The organism is Prauserella sp. PE36 (assembly GCF_003311655.1).
Classification (GTDB): Bacteria; Actinomycetota; Actinomycetes; order Mycobacteriales; family Pseudonocardiaceae; genus Prauserella_A; species Prauserella_A endophytica.
Genome location: NZ_QEQT01000041.1, coordinates 124,500 through 139,870, shown reverse-complemented (window position 1 = coordinate 139,870; position 15,371 = coordinate 124,500). Strand labels below are relative to the sequence as shown.

The window sequence follows — 15,371 nt, the reverse complement described above, 5'->3', positions numbered from 1 at the left end:
ACGGTGGGTGCTGGCAACTTTGCTGGTGGAACGTTCCCAGGCGCGAGTGCGGGCGTCGGTTGTTGGATATTGGCCCTACTTGAACGCGTCGGGGTAAAGACGGGCCGCGATGGTTTCCACGGCGTCGATGTTTCCGAGCGTTCCGGGGTACAGGTCGCTTTGCGGCACGGCGATGAGGAGGTCGTTCTTCACCGCTGGGATGTCGGGAAACGTGGTGCGCAGGTAGGTGCGGGTTTGTTCTTCCTGCTGGGGGCTCGCGGTGCCGAACACGATGGCTTCTGGGTTGCGGCTGATGATCTCTTCAGGGTTGATCTCGGCCGCGAAGAAGTCGGCGAATTCGGGGGCGTTCGGGTCGAACACGTTCTCCCCGCCGGCCTTGCTGATGATGTCCGCTTCGACGCCGGCTCCGATGGCGCCGAGGGAGTTTCCCTCGACGTAGACCTGTGCGACGGTCAGGCGTGGGTGGTCGGCGATTGCGGTCTCCACGGCCGCAAGCCGATCTTGGGCGTCTCGTGCGAGGTCTGCGGCGGCGTCGGGGACGCGGAGAATGTCGCCGAGGTTGGTGACGTCGGTGAGGACGTCGGTGACCTCGGCGGTGTTGCGCCGGTCAGCGCAGCCACCGGTGGCGACATACGCTTGAGCACCGTTCTGGGCCAGTTGGTCGATGCTTGCGAAGCCCTGCTCGGCGGTGAACTCGTACTCCGTGGGCGAGACCACGAGGTCGGGCTCGGCGGCGAGCAGGTCTTCGCGTGCTGGTGGCGCGTCGGTGCTGAGCACGGGGATGTCGGCTGCCTGCCCCGCGACATCGTCGGGAAGGGGCGAGGTGTCGGTCTGGGCTTGCCCGACGAGGGAATCCTGGACACCGAGGCGCAGGAGCAGCTCGGTCTGTGACGGCATCATGCCCACGACACGGGCCGGTGCGGTGTCGAAGGACAGCTCCCGTCCGCAGTTCGTGATCGTCACCGTCTCGCCTGAGCCGCCGGTGGAGGCGGTGTCGCTGGTGACACCGGTTCCGCACGCAGTCAGGGCCAGTGGCGCCACGGCGAGCAGCGAGAGTGTCGTCGTCAGCGTCCGGCGGCGCGAACGCCGCGACGAGGGGGGCCGGTGAGTGGTCATCGGGTAGTTGTCCCTTCCTGAACGGAGTCCAATGGGTGGACCTGGGCGCGCCCGGCGGGCTGCGGGCTGCGGGAGTCGAAGAGGAAATGCGGCTGCCGGGTGTCCGGATGACTGACGACGGTGGATTCGACCCGGAAGACCGAGCGGATGAGGTCGGTGTCGAGGATGTGCTCGGGCGTGCCGTGGGCGACGAGGTGTCCGTCGTGGAGCACGCCGATGGCGTCGCAGGAGCGTGCCGCGAGGTTCAGATCGTGCAGGGCGATCAGCACGGTACGGTCGGAAGCCCGGATCAGGTCGAGCAGTTCGAGCTGGTGGGCGATGTCGAGATGGTTCGTTGGTTCGTCGAGGACAAGTACCGGCGTGTCCTGGGCGAGTGCCCTGGCGAAGAGCACGCGCTGGCGTTCCCCGCCCGACAGCGCGGAGAAGGACCGGTTGACCAGGTGGCCGGCGCCGACACGGGCGAGGGCGTCGCAGGCGAGGGCGATGTCGGACTCGGAGTCCCGGCCGAAGCCTCGCCCGTGCGGGATGCGTCCGAGGAGCACGAGTTCGAGAACGGGGATCTCGAATTCCTCGCTGTGTTCTTGCGCCATCACCGCGACACGTTGCGCGAGCTGCCGACGGGTGAGGGCGGTCATGGGGGTCTCGTCGTAGCGGACCGTTCCTGCGGAGGGCGCGTCGATGCCCGAGACGGCACGAAGCAGCGTGGACTTGCCGCTGCCGTTGGGGCCGAGCAGCCCGAGGACGGTACCGGAGGGCACCGCGATGCTCACGTCGGTGACGATGCGGCGCCCGCCGCGGTGGGCATCGAGGTTCTCGATGGTGACTCTCATCGGCCCACCCCCACGCTGTCGGCGCGGTCACGCCGCAGCAGCCACAGGAAGAAGGGGGCACCGACCAGTGCGGTGAGTACCCCGAGCGGGATCTCGGAAGGGGCGGAGAGGGTGCGGGCAAGCAGGTCGCAGGTGGTCAGGAAGACCGCCCCGGCGAGGAGGGCGACGGGCAGCATCTTGCGGTGATCGGAACCGACGATGATGCGCGCGATGTGCGGGATGATGAGCCCGACGAATCCGATGCCGCCGGACACGGCGACCACGGAGCCGGTCAGCAGCGCAGCGGCGACGAGGATGCCGCTGCGCAGCCGGTTGACGTTGATACCCAGCGAGCTGGCGGCCTCATCGCCGACCAGGAGCGCGTTGAGCGCCCTGGCGCGCAGCGCGGTGAAGAGCCCCACGGCGAACAGGGCGATGGCGGGCAGGATCAGGTGGTGCATCGTCGCCGCCGAGACCGATCCCAGCAGGAAGAACATGATGCTGTAGACGTTCTGCGCATCGGTCGAGATGGTCAGGTAGCTGGTGATCGCGCTGAACAGCGAGCCGAGGGCGACACCGGCAAGGATCAACCGTTGCGGTGCGATCCGACCGCCTTTGCGCGCCAGGACGTAGACGGCCGCGGTGGCGATCACCGCGCCGATGAACGCCGATGCCCCGATCCCCAGTGAGCTGAGCCCGATCCCGAGCACGATGAAGGACACGGCTCCGACTCCGGCTCCCGCGGAGACGCCGAGGATGTAGGGCTCGGCCAGTGAGTTGTGGACCACGGCCTGCATGAGGGCGCCCGCCAGCGCCAGCGCGGCCCCGGTCAGCGCGGCGAGCACGCTGCGCGGTAGCCGGAACTGCCACACCGCATTGTCCTGCACGCTGCTCAGTGAGCCATCGGACATCCACGGCATACCGGGAACGAGATGTCCGACGATGATCTTGAGACTGTCGACGAGCGGCACGCCGATGGTGCCGATGCTCGCCGAGACCACGATCACGGCCAGGAGCGACAACGTCAGCGTGGGTACGAGGATCCGCACGGCGAGGGCTCCACGGCGACGCAGCCGCCGCGGCGGTTCGGGCGGGTTCGGGCCCGTCGCGGCGGGGCTCCCTTCGGCGCCTGGCCGGGAACGCGTCGGCTCCGGCCGGAGAGAGCCCGGGTCCGGGCTCCGGTGGTTGACCGATGTCATGTGCGGTGTGCTCTCTCTTCGGTCGGCGACGTCGTCGGCCGTGCTGGCCCGGTGGTGATGGCGGCGAAGCTCAGCACCGTCGCGCCGAGGTGATGGAGGCTGTCGAGATGGTTGCTGCCGTGGCCGGTTCGGTCGGCACGCCACACGGCGGCGTCGCCGCCCCTGTCCCGCAGGGCGTCGACGACCGCTTGGGTGGCATCGGCGTTGACGCGGGAGTCGTCCGCGAGCACTACGCCGAGGAATCTCGGAAGCCGGATCCCGGCAGGCAGAGTTTGGGCGCGGTGCAACGGTGAGATGCGGCGCAGTTCGTCGATGCCTCCGGGGCTGTCCGGATCGCCGAACTCGTTGATCCAGTGGTGCCCGAGCGGATGGGCGTCGAGGTTGAGCAGGTCGAGCGGTGCCGCGGTGCTGATGACCCCGGCGCACAGGTCCGGGAAGCCGAGTGCGCAACTGGATACCAGCACTCCGCCGTGGGAAGCGCCGACCAGTACGAGCTGGTCGGGGCGGGTGTAGCCGGCCTCGACGAGGCCGCGGGCGACGCAGGCAAGGTCGTCGATACCGCGGTGTTTGTTCCTCCCGCGGCCGGCATCGCGCCAGGCCCTGCCGCGCTCGCCGCCGCCCCGAACGTGTGCGATGGCGTACCGGCCACCGTGTTCGATCCAGGCGGGGATGGTCGGTTCGAACACCGGGAGGCTCGGCACCCCGAATCCGCCGTAGCAGGTCAGGATCAGCGGAGTCGGCCCGTCGATGTCGACGGGAGAGGTGATCGCCACCGATATGTTCTCGCCGTCGTCGGCGGTGACCGTGTGCCATTGGGTGCGGGCGACCGTGGCGTTCTCGCGGCTGCTGGTCTCGGCGGTGTCCGCGAGCAGCTCGAGGGCTGGGACGACGCGTGGGGGCAGGGCCGGTGCTTCGATGAGAACGTGAACCCGGCCGTCGTCGGCACTTACCCCGCTCGCCACGGCCGGAGCTCCTCGGTAGCTGACGAGGCGCTCGTCGATGATGTGTCCGTCGGCGAGCCGGAGGAGGACGCTGTGGCCGTCCCGGACGGCGCCAATGTGCACGTGCCGGCCTGCGACCGCGAGGGACGTGATCTGCAGGGCAGGATCCTGCCAGGACCATTTCTCGGTCCCGCCGCGCGGGTCGAGGAAATGAAGCGTGGTGCCGTCGTCGATGAGGACGTCGTCGCCGATGCCGACGACCCGGACGACTGCCGGGAACGAGGCGAAGTGTCTGCCAGTGGCACGGTCGACCATGCGGGTGGGTGTGCCCGGTCGGCTTTCGCAGAGGAGCCCGCGCGGGCCTGCCGGGAACAACCGCACGCGCGCCTCAGCGGTCAGTTCCGTGGTCGTGACCCGCTGGGCGGTCACATCGACGCTGACGAGGCGTTGGGGTTCTCGGGCGACGAGGTCGACCGTGCGCGAGTGCGCGTCCCACACCATGGGCTCGTAGCGACAGCGGACACCCGGATACGGGTGGACCTGACCGGATGCGACGTCCACGATCGCCAGGTCCGCGTTCTCGTCGGCGTGCTCGGCGAGCTGGATCGCGATGTGCCGGCGATCCGGGGCCGCGGCCATGCGCAGAATGTGCCCGTCCGGTTCGATGACGGCCTCACCGGTGTCGGCGCGATAGATGCCGCGACGCTGCCGCCCGGGTAGGCGGCTGAGTGTGAAACCGCCGTCGGGCAGGCCAGGCCGGCCGTGCCGCTCCCAGCGGGACAAGGCGGCATCCAGCGCAGGGTCGATCGGGACGATCACCTCAGTCACGGTTCATCGACCGACCGGGTCGACGGCGCCGCCGTGCCAGTACAGATGCCCGCCCTCGTCGAGCGGTGTGGGCACGCTGAGGGTGTCGATTCCGTCGTCGCCGATCAGGTGCAGCTGACTGTCTCCGCCGCGGGTGACGGCCACCATCGAACCGGTGGGGTCGAGGGCGATCGCCCTGCGCTGGGCCGGGGAGTCGCCGACCGGATCCCACGGAAGGTGTCCGGCGGCCGGTGGACGGGACAGTGCTGGCAGTGAAACCGTGCGGAGGCGGTGCAGATCCGTGCCGGAGCGGTCGACGATCGTCACTTCGTCGCCGTCGGGATGGATCGTGGCCACCGCTGCCCGCCCTCCGCCGAGCGCGAACCGGAACGCCAGCCCCGGGGGGAGTTCCGTACTGCGCGTGTGGCCGGTGGAGAGATCGACGTCCACGAGATGGTTCGTCCAGGCGGTCCACTGACCAGGGGAGGTGGGACCGCCGCGGACGACGCCGACCGCTCGGCCCGTGGCTGGATCGAAGCGCAGGTAGAACGCTCGCCCCGGAACCGGCCACGGGGTGCGGCCGATCATGCGGGGCACACCCTGATCGATGACGAACCGTTCCAGGCCTCGGCTGGTTGCCGTCGCCGCGATCCCCGTCCGGTGATCGACGGCATCACCATGCCCGTCAGCGGCGAGGTCCGTTGTGGCCCGCCCACGCAGTTCTGGCACGTGCGAACCTACGCCGAGGCCGTCGCGGAGCGGGATCGCTTCGATGGCTCCGGGTTCTCGGTGCCGTAGCACGATCGCCGGTTCGCCGTCGCGCTGGTCGGGCACGACAAGGACGCCGGGTTCGCCGACACGGGTACGAAAGCGCACCGACTCGTTCTGATCGACATCGACGACGGTGACGACATCGCTCCACACGTCCGCGTTCGCGCCCATCCCTGTCGTGATCACGACGTACCGGCCGGTGACATCGCAGGCGAGATGTTCGCCGGGGATCGCGACCGGGATCCGCAGGCGCTCGTCGCCCGTGTGCACCACGAGCGCGCCGCCGCGGTCGTCGACGAAAGCCCACCCGCGAGACCGGCCCGCCCGTTCGGGCAACGACAACACACCCGCGTGTTCGGCCAGCACGCCGCAGCCGAGCGGGTTCACGGCAGCGCCGCGAACGGCGTACACGCGCCCTGCCCGGTAGTCGGCGACCACGAGCCGCGGAGTATCCATGCTCCCAAACCTATTAGATATGAAAATCGTTATCAACTAGGGTCGACGGTGTTCGCCTCGCGAACTCGTGTCGGCCTTCCCGCCGGCACGGCCCATCCATCGAGAGGAGTCCGCAATGGACACGCAGATCGTTGCTGAGATCGAGGAGCCCGAGCAGCTGGCGCACCTGTCGGCCACGCACTCGAACGCTCTCGTCGAGAACCCGTTCGACTGACCACGCAGCGAGAACACACTCCCGGTCGGGCAGCCCTTCGGGGTTGCCCGGCCGGGCCCTTCGAAAGGCCGCCGATGCCCACCGAATCTCGTGTCGCTCACGTGCCCGCCACCGGCGCGCACGTGCTGATCGACTCCGACGGCGCCGCGATGGTGCGCACGTCCGCGGGCCGGTTCCTGCGCCTGCAGGCGCCGCCGCCGGGGCTGTGGGACGTCCTCACCGGGGACTCGGCCGGTGACGAGGCGACCGCGGCCTACCTCGCCGCGCTCCAGGAGGAGATGGCCTCACGGGAAGCCGCCGACGCTCAGCACCGGTGGCCGGCCTCCAAGCGCACGGTGGGACTGCTCGGATCCGGTGCCGTCATCGACGAGTTGGCCCAGGCACTGGGTGAATGGGAGGTGAGCACACAGCGGTACGCCACGAGCGCGCAATTGCTGGCGACTGGGCACCCGGGGCCGGACGGTGAACCGGTGAACGGTGGGGGCGGGCCCGTAGCGTGCGATCTGGTGATCGCCTATGCGGACTCTGGTGCGGAGCGGGCCGACTGGGGCCGGCTGGATGTCCTGCCGGGCGAGGGGGTGGCGTGGCTGCGCGCCTATCGGGAAGGCGAGAACTGTTTCGTCGATCCGATCGGCGTGACCGCCGAGGACCCGGGAAGCGAGCAGGTGCGGCGCCGGCGTTTGGCGGCCAGCCTCGTGCCCGGACAGTTGGCCGCCTGGCAGCGGGCGGCCCCCGCCGACGGCAGGCCGATACCGTCCAGCGCGCGCACCTTCCTGGTCGGCCGCATCCTCGCCGTTGCCTTGGCGTGGGCGCAGGAGACCGCGCTGCTGGAGGAGTACCGGCAGACGCTGTGGACGTTCGTACCGGCGACCGGCACGGTCAGCGAACACCCTGTCCTGGGCTACGCCCCGCCGTATGTGCCCGATGAGCCGGTGATCCGACGGTGATGACACCCGTGCAGCCACGCGAGCATGTGTGCCGCATGCGCGACGGCACCGAGCTTCGAGGGCAGTTCTGGGAGTGCACGGCCCCGGCCGGCTTGGTCGTGATCCGAACCCCCTACGACGCGCGGCAGCACGCGGCGACGGCGAGATCCTGGTCGGCGCGCGGCTACCACTGCCTGATCCAGGACGTCCGCGGACGGTACCGGTCCGGCGGCGACTGGGCCCCCTACCAGCACGAGGAGGACGATGGGGGCCAGGTGCTCGCCCAGCTGGGCCGCGAGCACCCTCGACTGCCGATCGTGCTGTTCGGCGCGTCCTATGCCGCGCACGCGGCCCTGGAAGCCGCTCGCGGCGCGGCACACGCCGGCAGCGGCACCGTCGCGGCGGTGATCGTGCTCGTCCCGGCGCTGGGACTCGCCGAGACCGCGTGGGACAGCTCAGGTACTCCGCAGATCTGGCATCGGATCGGATGGTGGCACGAACACGGCCGCACCCGCTACGCTCAGAACCCGCTGTCCACGGCCGAACTCGCCAGGCGCACAGCGCAAGCCGGCAACGCCGGTGTTGTCGATGCCGCGAAGAACTGGGGCTGGACACCACACGCGCTAGCACAATGGCAGCGGCTTTGGCAGGCCGAACGGATCGACCTGGCCGCACGCTACCCCCTCGATGTCCCGCTGCTGGTGATCAGCGGCGAGGACGACTTCTTCGACAACGACGCCCGTCGCCTGGCGCGCACCTGGACCGCGGCGAGTCACTTCGTCACCGGGCCCTGGGGACACGGGCTGGCCGGAGACATCGCCGACCCCGAGCTGCGGAGCCGTTTCCGCGCCGCCGGCGGCCTGGGCGGCATCATCGAGGCGTGGCTGGCGGCCCACGACCTGCCCGGCACCGCGGCGGCGTGGACCGAGCCCCTGCGGTGCGTGCCTCACTCTCGCTCGACGCTCGATCCCGCCGAGATGGCGTGGCGTCACGAAAGGACCGCACCATGACCCCCGTCGACATCGGCCGACCGCGTGAGCACGCCGCGGGTGAGTTCCCGACGCCAGCACCGCACCGCCAGCGCGTGCTGCCCGTCGAGGCGCTGGTAGACCCGGTGTGCGGCGTCATCCGCTCTGTCCGCCAGGTGCCACACCCCGCCGGTGCGCCCACCGCCTACCTCGCCTTGACCGCGGCCGTCTCGGACGCCCGCCGGCTGGGCGAATGGCCGGCTGACCGCGTGTCCTTGGGCACCTCCTTCGGCGACGTGGAACAGGCCCGCATCGCGGCAGTCGCCGAAGGCGTCGAACGGTACTGCGGCAACTGGCTCCCCGCCGAGCTTCCCGCCGGGGAACTACGCATCGCGACCAGGGCCCAGCTGCTCGACGATGCGCTCACTCCCATCCCACTGAGTGCGCTGCCGGTGTTCGCCCCGTGGCAATACGACCGGGAGAACTTCCCCTACGAGCGACTCACCGAGCACACGCCCACACTGTGGGCCCGCTGCACCGACGAGCACGACGCAGACGTGTGGGTCCCTGCCTCACTGGTCTACCTGAACTGGCGGCAATCCCGATTCCGGCAGCTGCCCCGCATCCATCACCTCAACTACGCGGGCATCGCCACCGGACAAGGCACGCAGGACGCCCGCGACCGCGGCGTACTGGAGATCATCGAACGCGACGCGCTCGAAGTGTGGTGGCACCTCGATGGACCCACGATCGGCATCGACCCCGCCAGTGTGCCCGGCCTCGCGGACGATCTCGACGGCAGCAGCCTGACCGTGTCGCTGGTGGCCATGCCCTCGGAGTTCGCTCCCGCCGTAGCCGCTCTCGTGCACGATCGGGACCGTGGCTTGTACGCGGCGGGATTCTCCGCCGCCCTCGACCCGGCACAAGCCGCCCGCAAAGCCGTCCTGGAAGCCGTGCACACCTGGATCTACACCCAAGGCTGCACGAGCGCCGACGGGTGGGTGTTCCGTGCCGTCGAACAGGGTCTGCTGGCCCGGGGCCTGTACCTCGATTTCCGCGAGGACGCACGTTATCTCGACGCCGCGGGTCAGCACTGCGAGCACATCATCGACCTCGGCGCGCATGTCCAACTCTGGCTCGATCCCCGCGTCCACGCCGAGGCGCGCCGGTTTGCCGCTCCGGCCGGCGGGATACGCCCGATCACCGACCTGCCGGCGGTGACCATGGACGAGGTCTACCAACGTCTGCGCGCACGCGGACATGGCATCCTCACCCGAGACCTGACCACCAGCGACATCCGCCGCACCTCGTTGCGCGTCGTCCGGACCATCATCACCGGTCTTGTCCCCAACGCGCCGGCAGCCTTCGCCTACCTCGGCATGTCCCGCTTCGAGCAGGCCGCCCTCGACCGGGGATGGCGCACCTCATGGGATGGCAGCCCGGCAGACCTCACCTTCATTCCGCCCCCGCATATGTAGGCCCCGCCAATGACCCCCGTGACCACAGGCACCCCCACAGACAGCACCCAGCGGCATGCGGCACCGGCGATGTGGAGTCTCCCGGCGCCCCTGGCACGCGCCCTCACTCCGGAGAGTCCCGGGCCACCGGTGGCACCCGGACCCCGGGTCAACCCATGGCAGGGGGCCGGAGCGGTGCCCGTCGCCATCCCTGAGCGTCTGCGGAGCCTGTTCGATGGTTTGTGGCGCAGCCCCGGTTACCACCACCTGCCCGACGGTACCGTCACCAGCATCCGGCAACGGCCGGTGCCGTCGGCCGGAGCCGCCTACCCGGTGCACACCCATCTCGTCGTCGGCAGCGCGGGCCTCGACGGTCTGGACCCAGGCCGCTACCTCTACGACCACGAGAACGGGCATCTCCTGCGCCGGGTCGCGGCCCGCGAACCTGCCACCGGATGGGACATCGAGCGCGCCCGTCCGGCCACCGCGCAGACCACACTGGTGCTGACCGTACAGCCCGGCCGCAGTTTCGGACGGTATCGCCACCGCGCGTGGCCGCTCTGGATCGCCGATGTCGCCTATGCGCAGACGGCGGTGGAGTTTCTCATCACCCAGCACCTGAAGACCTCGACCGGTCCTGGGCCGCTGCTGCGGGCACTGCTCGGTGTTCCGCGCGCGGCCTGCGCTCAGCCGTGGCTGAGCCGAGGGCTCGTTCCCGAGATCCCGCTGGCGGCGGTCGAACTTCCTCCATCGTGGACAGTCGACGCCGACCGCAGCCATGCGTTGGCCACCCGGCGCTCTCCGGCGCTCAGCGAGTTCGAACAGGCCACCGGCCGTCGCCCTGAGCCGCGTGCCGTGGAGGTCGCGCGCCTGTCCGGGCAGGGCTGGGTTCTCGGGGCGGACCGGGTCGAGACGTGGTCGGTGCCCGCGCAGGCCCCGGCTCAGGACATCGCCGGGGCCGTGTGGCAGGCGCATCGTCGCGCCGCGTCACTGTGCTACGACGGAACGCTGTCGGGCCGGTGGCGGAGCCGGCCGATCTCCGGAATCGCCGCCGGCCATGGGCGCTGGATCACGCATGCCCTCGCGATGCTGCCGGCGTCCGGGCACCGTCACACGAACGATGCCCAGGAGGCCTGCGCATGATGATCGTGCGCGAGCTGTGGCGCGAAGCGGCCCGGTTCCCTGCCGCACTGGCGTGGAGCATCGCCCTACTGGTGCTCGTCTTCGCCACCCATGTCGGCCAGGCTGTGGCGATCGCGTGGTCCATGTCGGCGGTCCTGGACGGGCAGGCGCAGGACGTGCTCGTGGCGCTGGGAGCCATCGTCGGGATCGCGCTGGCCCGCCTGGTGCTCTCGCTGGTTCAAACCTCGGCGGCGGCGCGGCTGGGCGGACAGGTGCGGAAAACGATCCGCCGCCGGGCGATGCGGGCCGCGCTGGTTCCCGACCGCCTGCACGACACGACCGTCCGGGACGGATCGATGCGGGCAAGCCTCGGCGATGGGATCGATGGCACCGACGCGTACGTATCGAAGTACATCCCGGTCATCGCTCAGCTCTTCGTCACCTGTCCACTGGTGATCATCGCCGTGATGGTGCTGTCACCATGGGCGGGCCTGTGCGTGGCTGCCGGGGTCGTGCTCGCCCTGGCCGGGCCGATGGCGTGGAAGCGGATGATGGCCCGGCGCGGACTCGATCATTGGGGCAGCTACGAAGCTGTCAGCGCCGACCTGCTCGAAAGCCTGCGGGGCATGTCCACACTACGCACGCTTGGGGACGTCTCCGGCACCCGACGGCGCTTGCACGCACGCTCCGAAGCATTGCGACGAGCCACCGAACGAGTCATGCGGGTGTCGCTGGCCGAGACGGGGGTGACGGACTTCGCGATCCAAGCCGGAGTCGTCGCCGCAGCGGGCGCCGCGATCGTCCACGCCGTCACCGGGCAACCGCCTGCCGTCGAGGTCTACCTGATCTTGTTGCTCGTCTCCGAAGCGTTCCGTCCGATCCGGGAGCTCTCCCGCCACTGGCATGCGGGGTTCCTCGGGCTGACCGCGATCCCCGGCCTGGCCAGGATCGGTGCCTTCGCCGGGGCGGCAGACACGGCACAGCCCACCCCGGCGGCGGGTGCGGGCGGCGCGGTCTCACCCGAGCAGGCCAGGCAGTTGCGGGTGAGGGCGCTGAGCTTCCGTTACGCCGACTCGGACGGCCCGGTACTCGACGGTCTCGATCTGACCGCGCGCAGGGGCACGCTGAGCGCCATCGTCGGCCCCTCGGGGGCAGGTAAATCGACCCTGTTCGACCTCCTACTCGGGTTTCTCACCCCGGATGCCGGAACGATCGACCTGGACGGTCGGCCACTGCGGGGCGATGACATCGCGGTGGTTTCCCAACGGCCGGTGCTCTTTGCCGGGACCATCCGCGACAACCTCGCCGTCACCGGGACCGTAGCGGAATCCGAGCTCATCGCCGCCTGCCGTGCCGCCGGCATCCTCGAGGAGATCCAGGCGTTTCCCCGCGGCTTCGACACCGAGGTCACCGAAGCAGGGTCGAGCCTGTCCGGCGGGCAACGCCAACGACTCGCCCTGGCCCGCGCGCTGCTGGCGCACCGGCCGGTTTTGCTCGTGGACGAACCGACGAGCGCCCTGGATCCCGTCCGCGCCGCCGACGTGATCGAGACACTGCACCGGGTCGCCGCCGAGCGCATCGTGATCATGATCAGCCACCGACCCGAAACACTCACCGGGGTGGACAACGTGCTGCGGCTGAACTCCGGTCAGCTGGACAGGAGCACCCGGTGACCACGATCCCTTCACCGCGCACCTTCCGTGCGCTGCTGCCGGTGCTCCGCCCCGAATGGCGGGGCATGCTCGGGAGCTATCTCATCGGCACCGCCAGTGCCATGGCGCTGGCGGCCTTGTCGGTCCTGACCGCGTGGGCCGTAGGTCACGCGGTCGTCGAGCGCGCCCTGCCCGGGTTGGGATGGTGGATCGTACTGACCGGCCTCGTCGTGGTGCGGACAGTGCTGACCTGGCGGGAAATGGATGTCTCCCACGCCCTGGCCTACCGCGTGCTGGCACGACTGCGGATGGCGCTCTTCGACGCCTACGCACGCAGTGTCCCAGGCCGGCGCCGTGAGCATTCCGGACATGCCGCGAGTGTGGCGATGGACGACATCGAGAAGCTGGAGTTCTTCTACGCCCACACGATCGCCCAACTCGGGGCCTCCATCACCGTGTTCCTCACCTGCCTGGCCACCGCGTTCGCACTACTGCCCGAAGCGGGCATCGTCCTGCTCGCGGGTAGCGTCCTCGTCGCCACCAGCGCGTTCTACGGAGCCGGAGCCATCCGGCGGCTGGGCGCGGCCGAACAACACGAACGCTCCTCATTGTCAGTACGGATCGTCGACGCGCTCGGCGCCCTGCGTGAAGTTCTGGCCTACGGTCTCACCTCGCGCATCATCGCCGACACCATCGACGCCACCACCCGGATCACCACGATCGCCCGGCGACGCGAACTGCTGACGCAACTGGTCACCGCCATTCGCGAGTTCATCGTCACCGCTGTCGTCATCGGCGTGATCGCTACCAGCGCTTTCGCCGCCGGGGTGCTCTCCGGCACTGCCGAGCCGCGACTGTCCCCGGCGCTGCTGCCAGCCCTGGTCGCGCTCGCCCTCGCGGGAGTCCTCGCCACCACCGACGCGACGACCACCCTCACCCAGCTGCACCCACTGGTGGCCAGTGCCCAGCGTGTCGCTGACGGCATCAACCGGCCCCCGGTCGTCACCGCGCCGACCTCGCCGCGGCCGCTCCCCGACGGGCCGCTGGGCCTGCGGTTCCGTGACGTGTCCTTCTCCTACGACGACCGGCCACCAACACTGTCGTCCTGGTCAGCGGACATCGCTGCCGGCGAGCACGTGGGCTTGACCGGACCCTCGGGTTCCGGCAAGAGCACCCTCATCGCCCTCGCCGCACGACTGTGGGACCCGTCGTCGGGCAGCATCGAACTCGTCGACCGCGACGGCGCGACCCTGCCGATCAACCAGATCGACGACACAGCCCTCCGAGGGGCGGTCGCCCTGGTTGATCAGGACGCTACCTTGTTCCACGGAACCGTCCGCGACAATCTCCTCCGCGGCACCACACCGTTACCCGACGACGAGCTGACAGTGATACTCCGCCGGGTAGGTACCGCCGAGTCGATAGGTCTCGACGACGACCTCGGCCAAAGCGGGCTCCGGCTCTCCGGCGGACAGCAAGCCCGCCTCTGCCTCGCCCGCGCCCTCGTCCGCCAGCCCCGGATCCTGCTCGTGGACGAGGTCACTGCCAGCCTCGACCCCGACACCGAACACGCGATCTCAAACGTCATCGCCGACTTCACCGGCACCGCCCTCATCGCCTCGCACCGTGCCGAGACCCTCAGCAGACTCGACCGCAGCATCGACATCGGCGCCGGACACACCCACCACGCCACCACTGATGCCGCAGCCACCAGGGACCATGACCCACCGGATCCCAAGAAGCCAGGACCCGAAAGGTCCCCGGGGCCGTCACCGTCGGCCATGCCGCACTGAGTGGGTCGATGGCCGCGGGCCGCGCGGCCGTTGCCCGGCTACGGTGCCCTCATCGTGTTGGTGAGTTCCGGCATGTCGGCGGTCTTCTCCGGACAACGACGCGAGGACGGCTTCTTGCGCCGTCTCCGGCAGCGTATGGAGCAGCTGCATGACGCGGTCCAGTCGTCTGCGGCCACCAGCACGGTCGGGCAGGCCCGGAGTGGGTCGCATCTGTGGTGGTACACCGGTGACCTCCTCGACGCCACCCGAGCCGTGACCGGCTTCGAACAGCGCCTTCTCGGCGGCCAGGGTCGCACTGTCCTTTTCCTCGGACATGCCGATCGGCCCGTCCATCCGTCCGTTGAGGAACTGCCTCACCACCGGCTCCTCGGATGTCAGGAGCAGTTCCCTCGGCCCGAACATGACCAGCTCCTTGCGGAAGAGCATGCCGATGTTGTCCGGCACCGTGCGCGCGAGGTTGATGTTGTGCGTGACGATCAGGAAGGTCGCGTCGATCTGCGCGTTCACGTCGAGGAACAGTTGTGAGATGTAGGTGGTGCGTACCGGGTCGAGGCCGGAGTCGGGCTCGTCCACGAGAATGATCTGCGGGTCGAGCACCAGCGCGCGAGCCAGGCCGGCGCGCTTGCGCATCCCACCGGAGATCTCGCCGGGCAGCTTGCGGTCCGCGCCGGTGAGGCCGGTCATGTCCAGCTTCTCCAGCACAATCCGCCGTATCTCGGTCTCGGACTTGCGAGTGTGTTCACGCAGAGGAAAGGCCACGTTGTCGAACAGGTTCATGGAACCGAACAGCGCGCCGTCCTGGAACAGCACACCGAACAGCTTGCGCGCCTCGTACAGCTGGCGTTCCGAGCAGGTCACGATGTCGACGCCGTTGACGATGCATCGGCCTCGCTCTGGTTTGAGCAGCCCGATCATCGACTTGAGGAACACGGACTTGCCCGTGCCGGATGGCCCGAGCAGGGCCGACACCTCGCCGGCGGGCAAGGTCAGCGTCACATCACGCCAGATGTTCTGGTTTCCGAAGGACTTCGTCAGTCCTTCGACGACCACTTCGGCTCCCACACGAATCTCCTGATGTGCTCGGCAATGGGCGGCTGGGTGACTGCCGGGCCTCGGCCTGCCCGGCTGCTTGCTGTCGTG

Annotated in this window: 14 protein-coding genes; 8 read left to right on the top strand and 6 right to left on the bottom strand. The window is 69.6% G+C overall.

Going from position 1 to position 15,371, the window contains the following annotated elements:
• Positions 1–75 precede the first annotated feature (75 nt).
• Positions 76–897 (bottom strand): ABC transporter substrate-binding protein, encoded by an 822-nt coding sequence (locus DI005_RS07200; RefSeq protein WP_233520036.1) that lies wholly within the window; start codon positions 895–897, stop codon positions 76–78.
• Position 898: 1 nt separating this feature from the next.
• On the opposite strand from DI005_RS07200, the gene DI005_RS38885 reads away from it, so the two are divergent.
• Entirely contained in the window at positions 899–1,108 is a 210-nt protein-coding gene (locus tag DI005_RS38885) for a hypothetical protein (RefSeq protein WP_233520038.1), read from the top strand.
• 4 nt (positions 1,109–1,112) lie between these two features.
• Here DI005_RS38885 and DI005_RS07195 read toward each other — a convergent pair whose 3' ends face one another.
• The 4 genes from DI005_RS07195 to DI005_RS07180 form a co-directional block, all read right to left on the bottom strand.
• On the bottom strand, positions 1,113–1,946 hold the full coding sequence (locus DI005_RS07195; protein ID WP_113641624.1) for an ABC transporter ATP-binding protein: 834 nt from the start codon (positions 1,944–1,946) through the stop codon (positions 1,113–1,115).
• Entirely contained in the window at positions 1,943–2,974 is a 1,032-nt protein-coding gene (locus DI005_RS07190; RefSeq protein WP_233520024.1) for an iron ABC transporter permease, read from the bottom strand. The genes DI005_RS07195 and DI005_RS07190 overlap by 4 nt, the downstream gene beginning before the upstream one ends.
• Positions 2,975–3,120: 146 nt before the next feature.
• Positions 3,121–4,893, bottom strand: coding sequence for a prolyl oligopeptidase family serine peptidase (locus tag DI005_RS07185; RefSeq protein WP_113641623.1), 1,773 nt, complete (start codon positions 4,891–4,893; stop codon positions 3,121–3,123).
• Between the two features lie 3 nt (positions 4,894–4,896).
• Positions 4,897–6,135 carry a hypothetical protein gene (locus DI005_RS07180; RefSeq protein ID WP_199542600.1) on the bottom strand — a complete coding sequence of 413 codons (1,239 nt, stop codon included), beginning with the start codon at positions 6,133–6,135 and terminating at the stop codon, positions 4,897–4,899.
• 79 nt (positions 6,136–6,214) lie between these two features.
• Between DI005_RS07180 and amiA the strand changes: the two genes are divergently transcribed.
• The 7 genes from amiA (at position 6,215) to DI005_RS07150 (ending at position 14,231) form a co-directional block, all read left to right on the top strand.
• The gene (gene amiA, locus DI005_RS39435) at positions 6,215–6,313 is read left to right on the top strand and encodes a streptamidine family RiPP (protein ID WP_245960170.1); all 99 of its coding nucleotides are present in this window, start codon (positions 6,215–6,217) and stop codon (positions 6,311–6,313) included.
• A gap of 74 nt (positions 6,314–6,387) precedes the next feature.
• On the top strand, positions 6,388–7,260 hold the full coding sequence (locus DI005_RS07175; RefSeq protein ID WP_113641621.1) for a hypothetical protein: 873 nt from the start codon (positions 6,388–6,390) through the stop codon (positions 7,258–7,260).
• Between the two features lie 35 nt (positions 7,261–7,295).
• Positions 7,296–8,249, top strand: a complete 954-nt coding sequence (locus DI005_RS07170; protein ID WP_199542597.1) for a CocE/NonD family hydrolase — start codon at positions 7,296–7,298, stop codon at positions 8,247–8,249.
• Positions 8,250–8,323: 74 nt separating this feature from the next.
• Positions 8,324–9,685 (top strand): YcaO-like family protein, encoded by a 1,362-nt coding sequence (locus DI005_RS07165; protein WP_233520023.1) that lies wholly within the window; start codon positions 8,324–8,326, stop codon positions 9,683–9,685.
• A 174-nt stretch (positions 9,686–9,859) separates the two neighbouring features.
• Positions 9,860–10,807 (top strand): hypothetical protein, encoded by a 948-nt coding sequence (locus DI005_RS07160; protein WP_113641618.1) that lies wholly within the window; start codon positions 9,860–9,862, stop codon positions 10,805–10,807.
• Positions 10,804–12,459, top strand: a complete 1,656-nt coding sequence (locus DI005_RS07155) for an ABC transporter ATP-binding protein/permease (RefSeq protein ID WP_113641617.1) — start codon at positions 10,804–10,806, stop codon at positions 12,457–12,459. Before DI005_RS07160 ends, DI005_RS07155 begins: the two co-directional genes overlap by 4 nt.
• Positions 12,456–14,231: an ABC transporter ATP-binding protein gene (locus DI005_RS07150; RefSeq protein ID WP_113641616.1), complete on the top strand. Its 1,776-nt coding sequence runs from the start codon at positions 12,456–12,458 to the stop codon at positions 14,229–14,231. The genes DI005_RS07155 and DI005_RS07150 overlap by 4 nt, the downstream gene beginning before the upstream one ends.
• Here the strand turns inward: DI005_RS07150 and DI005_RS07145 are convergent.
• On the bottom strand, positions 14,208–15,293 hold the full coding sequence (locus tag DI005_RS07145) for an ABC transporter ATP-binding protein (protein WP_112271415.1): 1,086 nt from the start codon (positions 15,291–15,293) through the stop codon (positions 14,208–14,210). The genes DI005_RS07150 and DI005_RS07145 overlap by 24 nt on opposite strands.
• Positions 15,294–15,371 lie beyond the last annotated feature (78 nt).

Excerpts from the sequence above, each read along its gene's own strand:
- amiA (WP_245960170.1), top strand. The coding sequence starts at position 6,215 with ATGGACACGCAGATCGTTGCTGAGATCGAGGAGCCCGAGCAGCTGGCG.
- DI005_RS07195 (WP_113641624.1), bottom strand. The coding sequence starts at position 1,946 with ATGAGAGTCACCATCGAGAACCTCGATGCCCACCGCGGCGGGCGCCGC.
- DI005_RS07200 (WP_233520036.1), bottom strand. The coding sequence starts at position 897 with ATGCCGTCACAGACCGAGCTGCTCCTGCGCCTCGGTGTCCAGGATTCC.
- DI005_RS07155 (WP_113641617.1), top strand. The coding sequence starts at position 10,804 with ATGATGATCGTGCGCGAGCTGTGGCGCGAAGCGGCCCGGTTCCCTGCC.
- DI005_RS07175 (WP_113641621.1), top strand. The coding sequence starts at position 6,388 with ATGCCCACCGAATCTCGTGTCGCTCACGTGCCCGCCACCGGCGCGCAC.
- DI005_RS07170 (WP_199542597.1), top strand. The coding sequence starts at position 7,296 with ATGCGCGACGGCACCGAGCTTCGAGGGCAGTTCTGGGAGTGCACGGCC.
- DI005_RS38885 (WP_233520038.1), top strand. The coding sequence starts at position 899 with ATGCCCACGACACGGGCCGGTGCGGTGTCGAAGGACAGCTCCCGTCCG.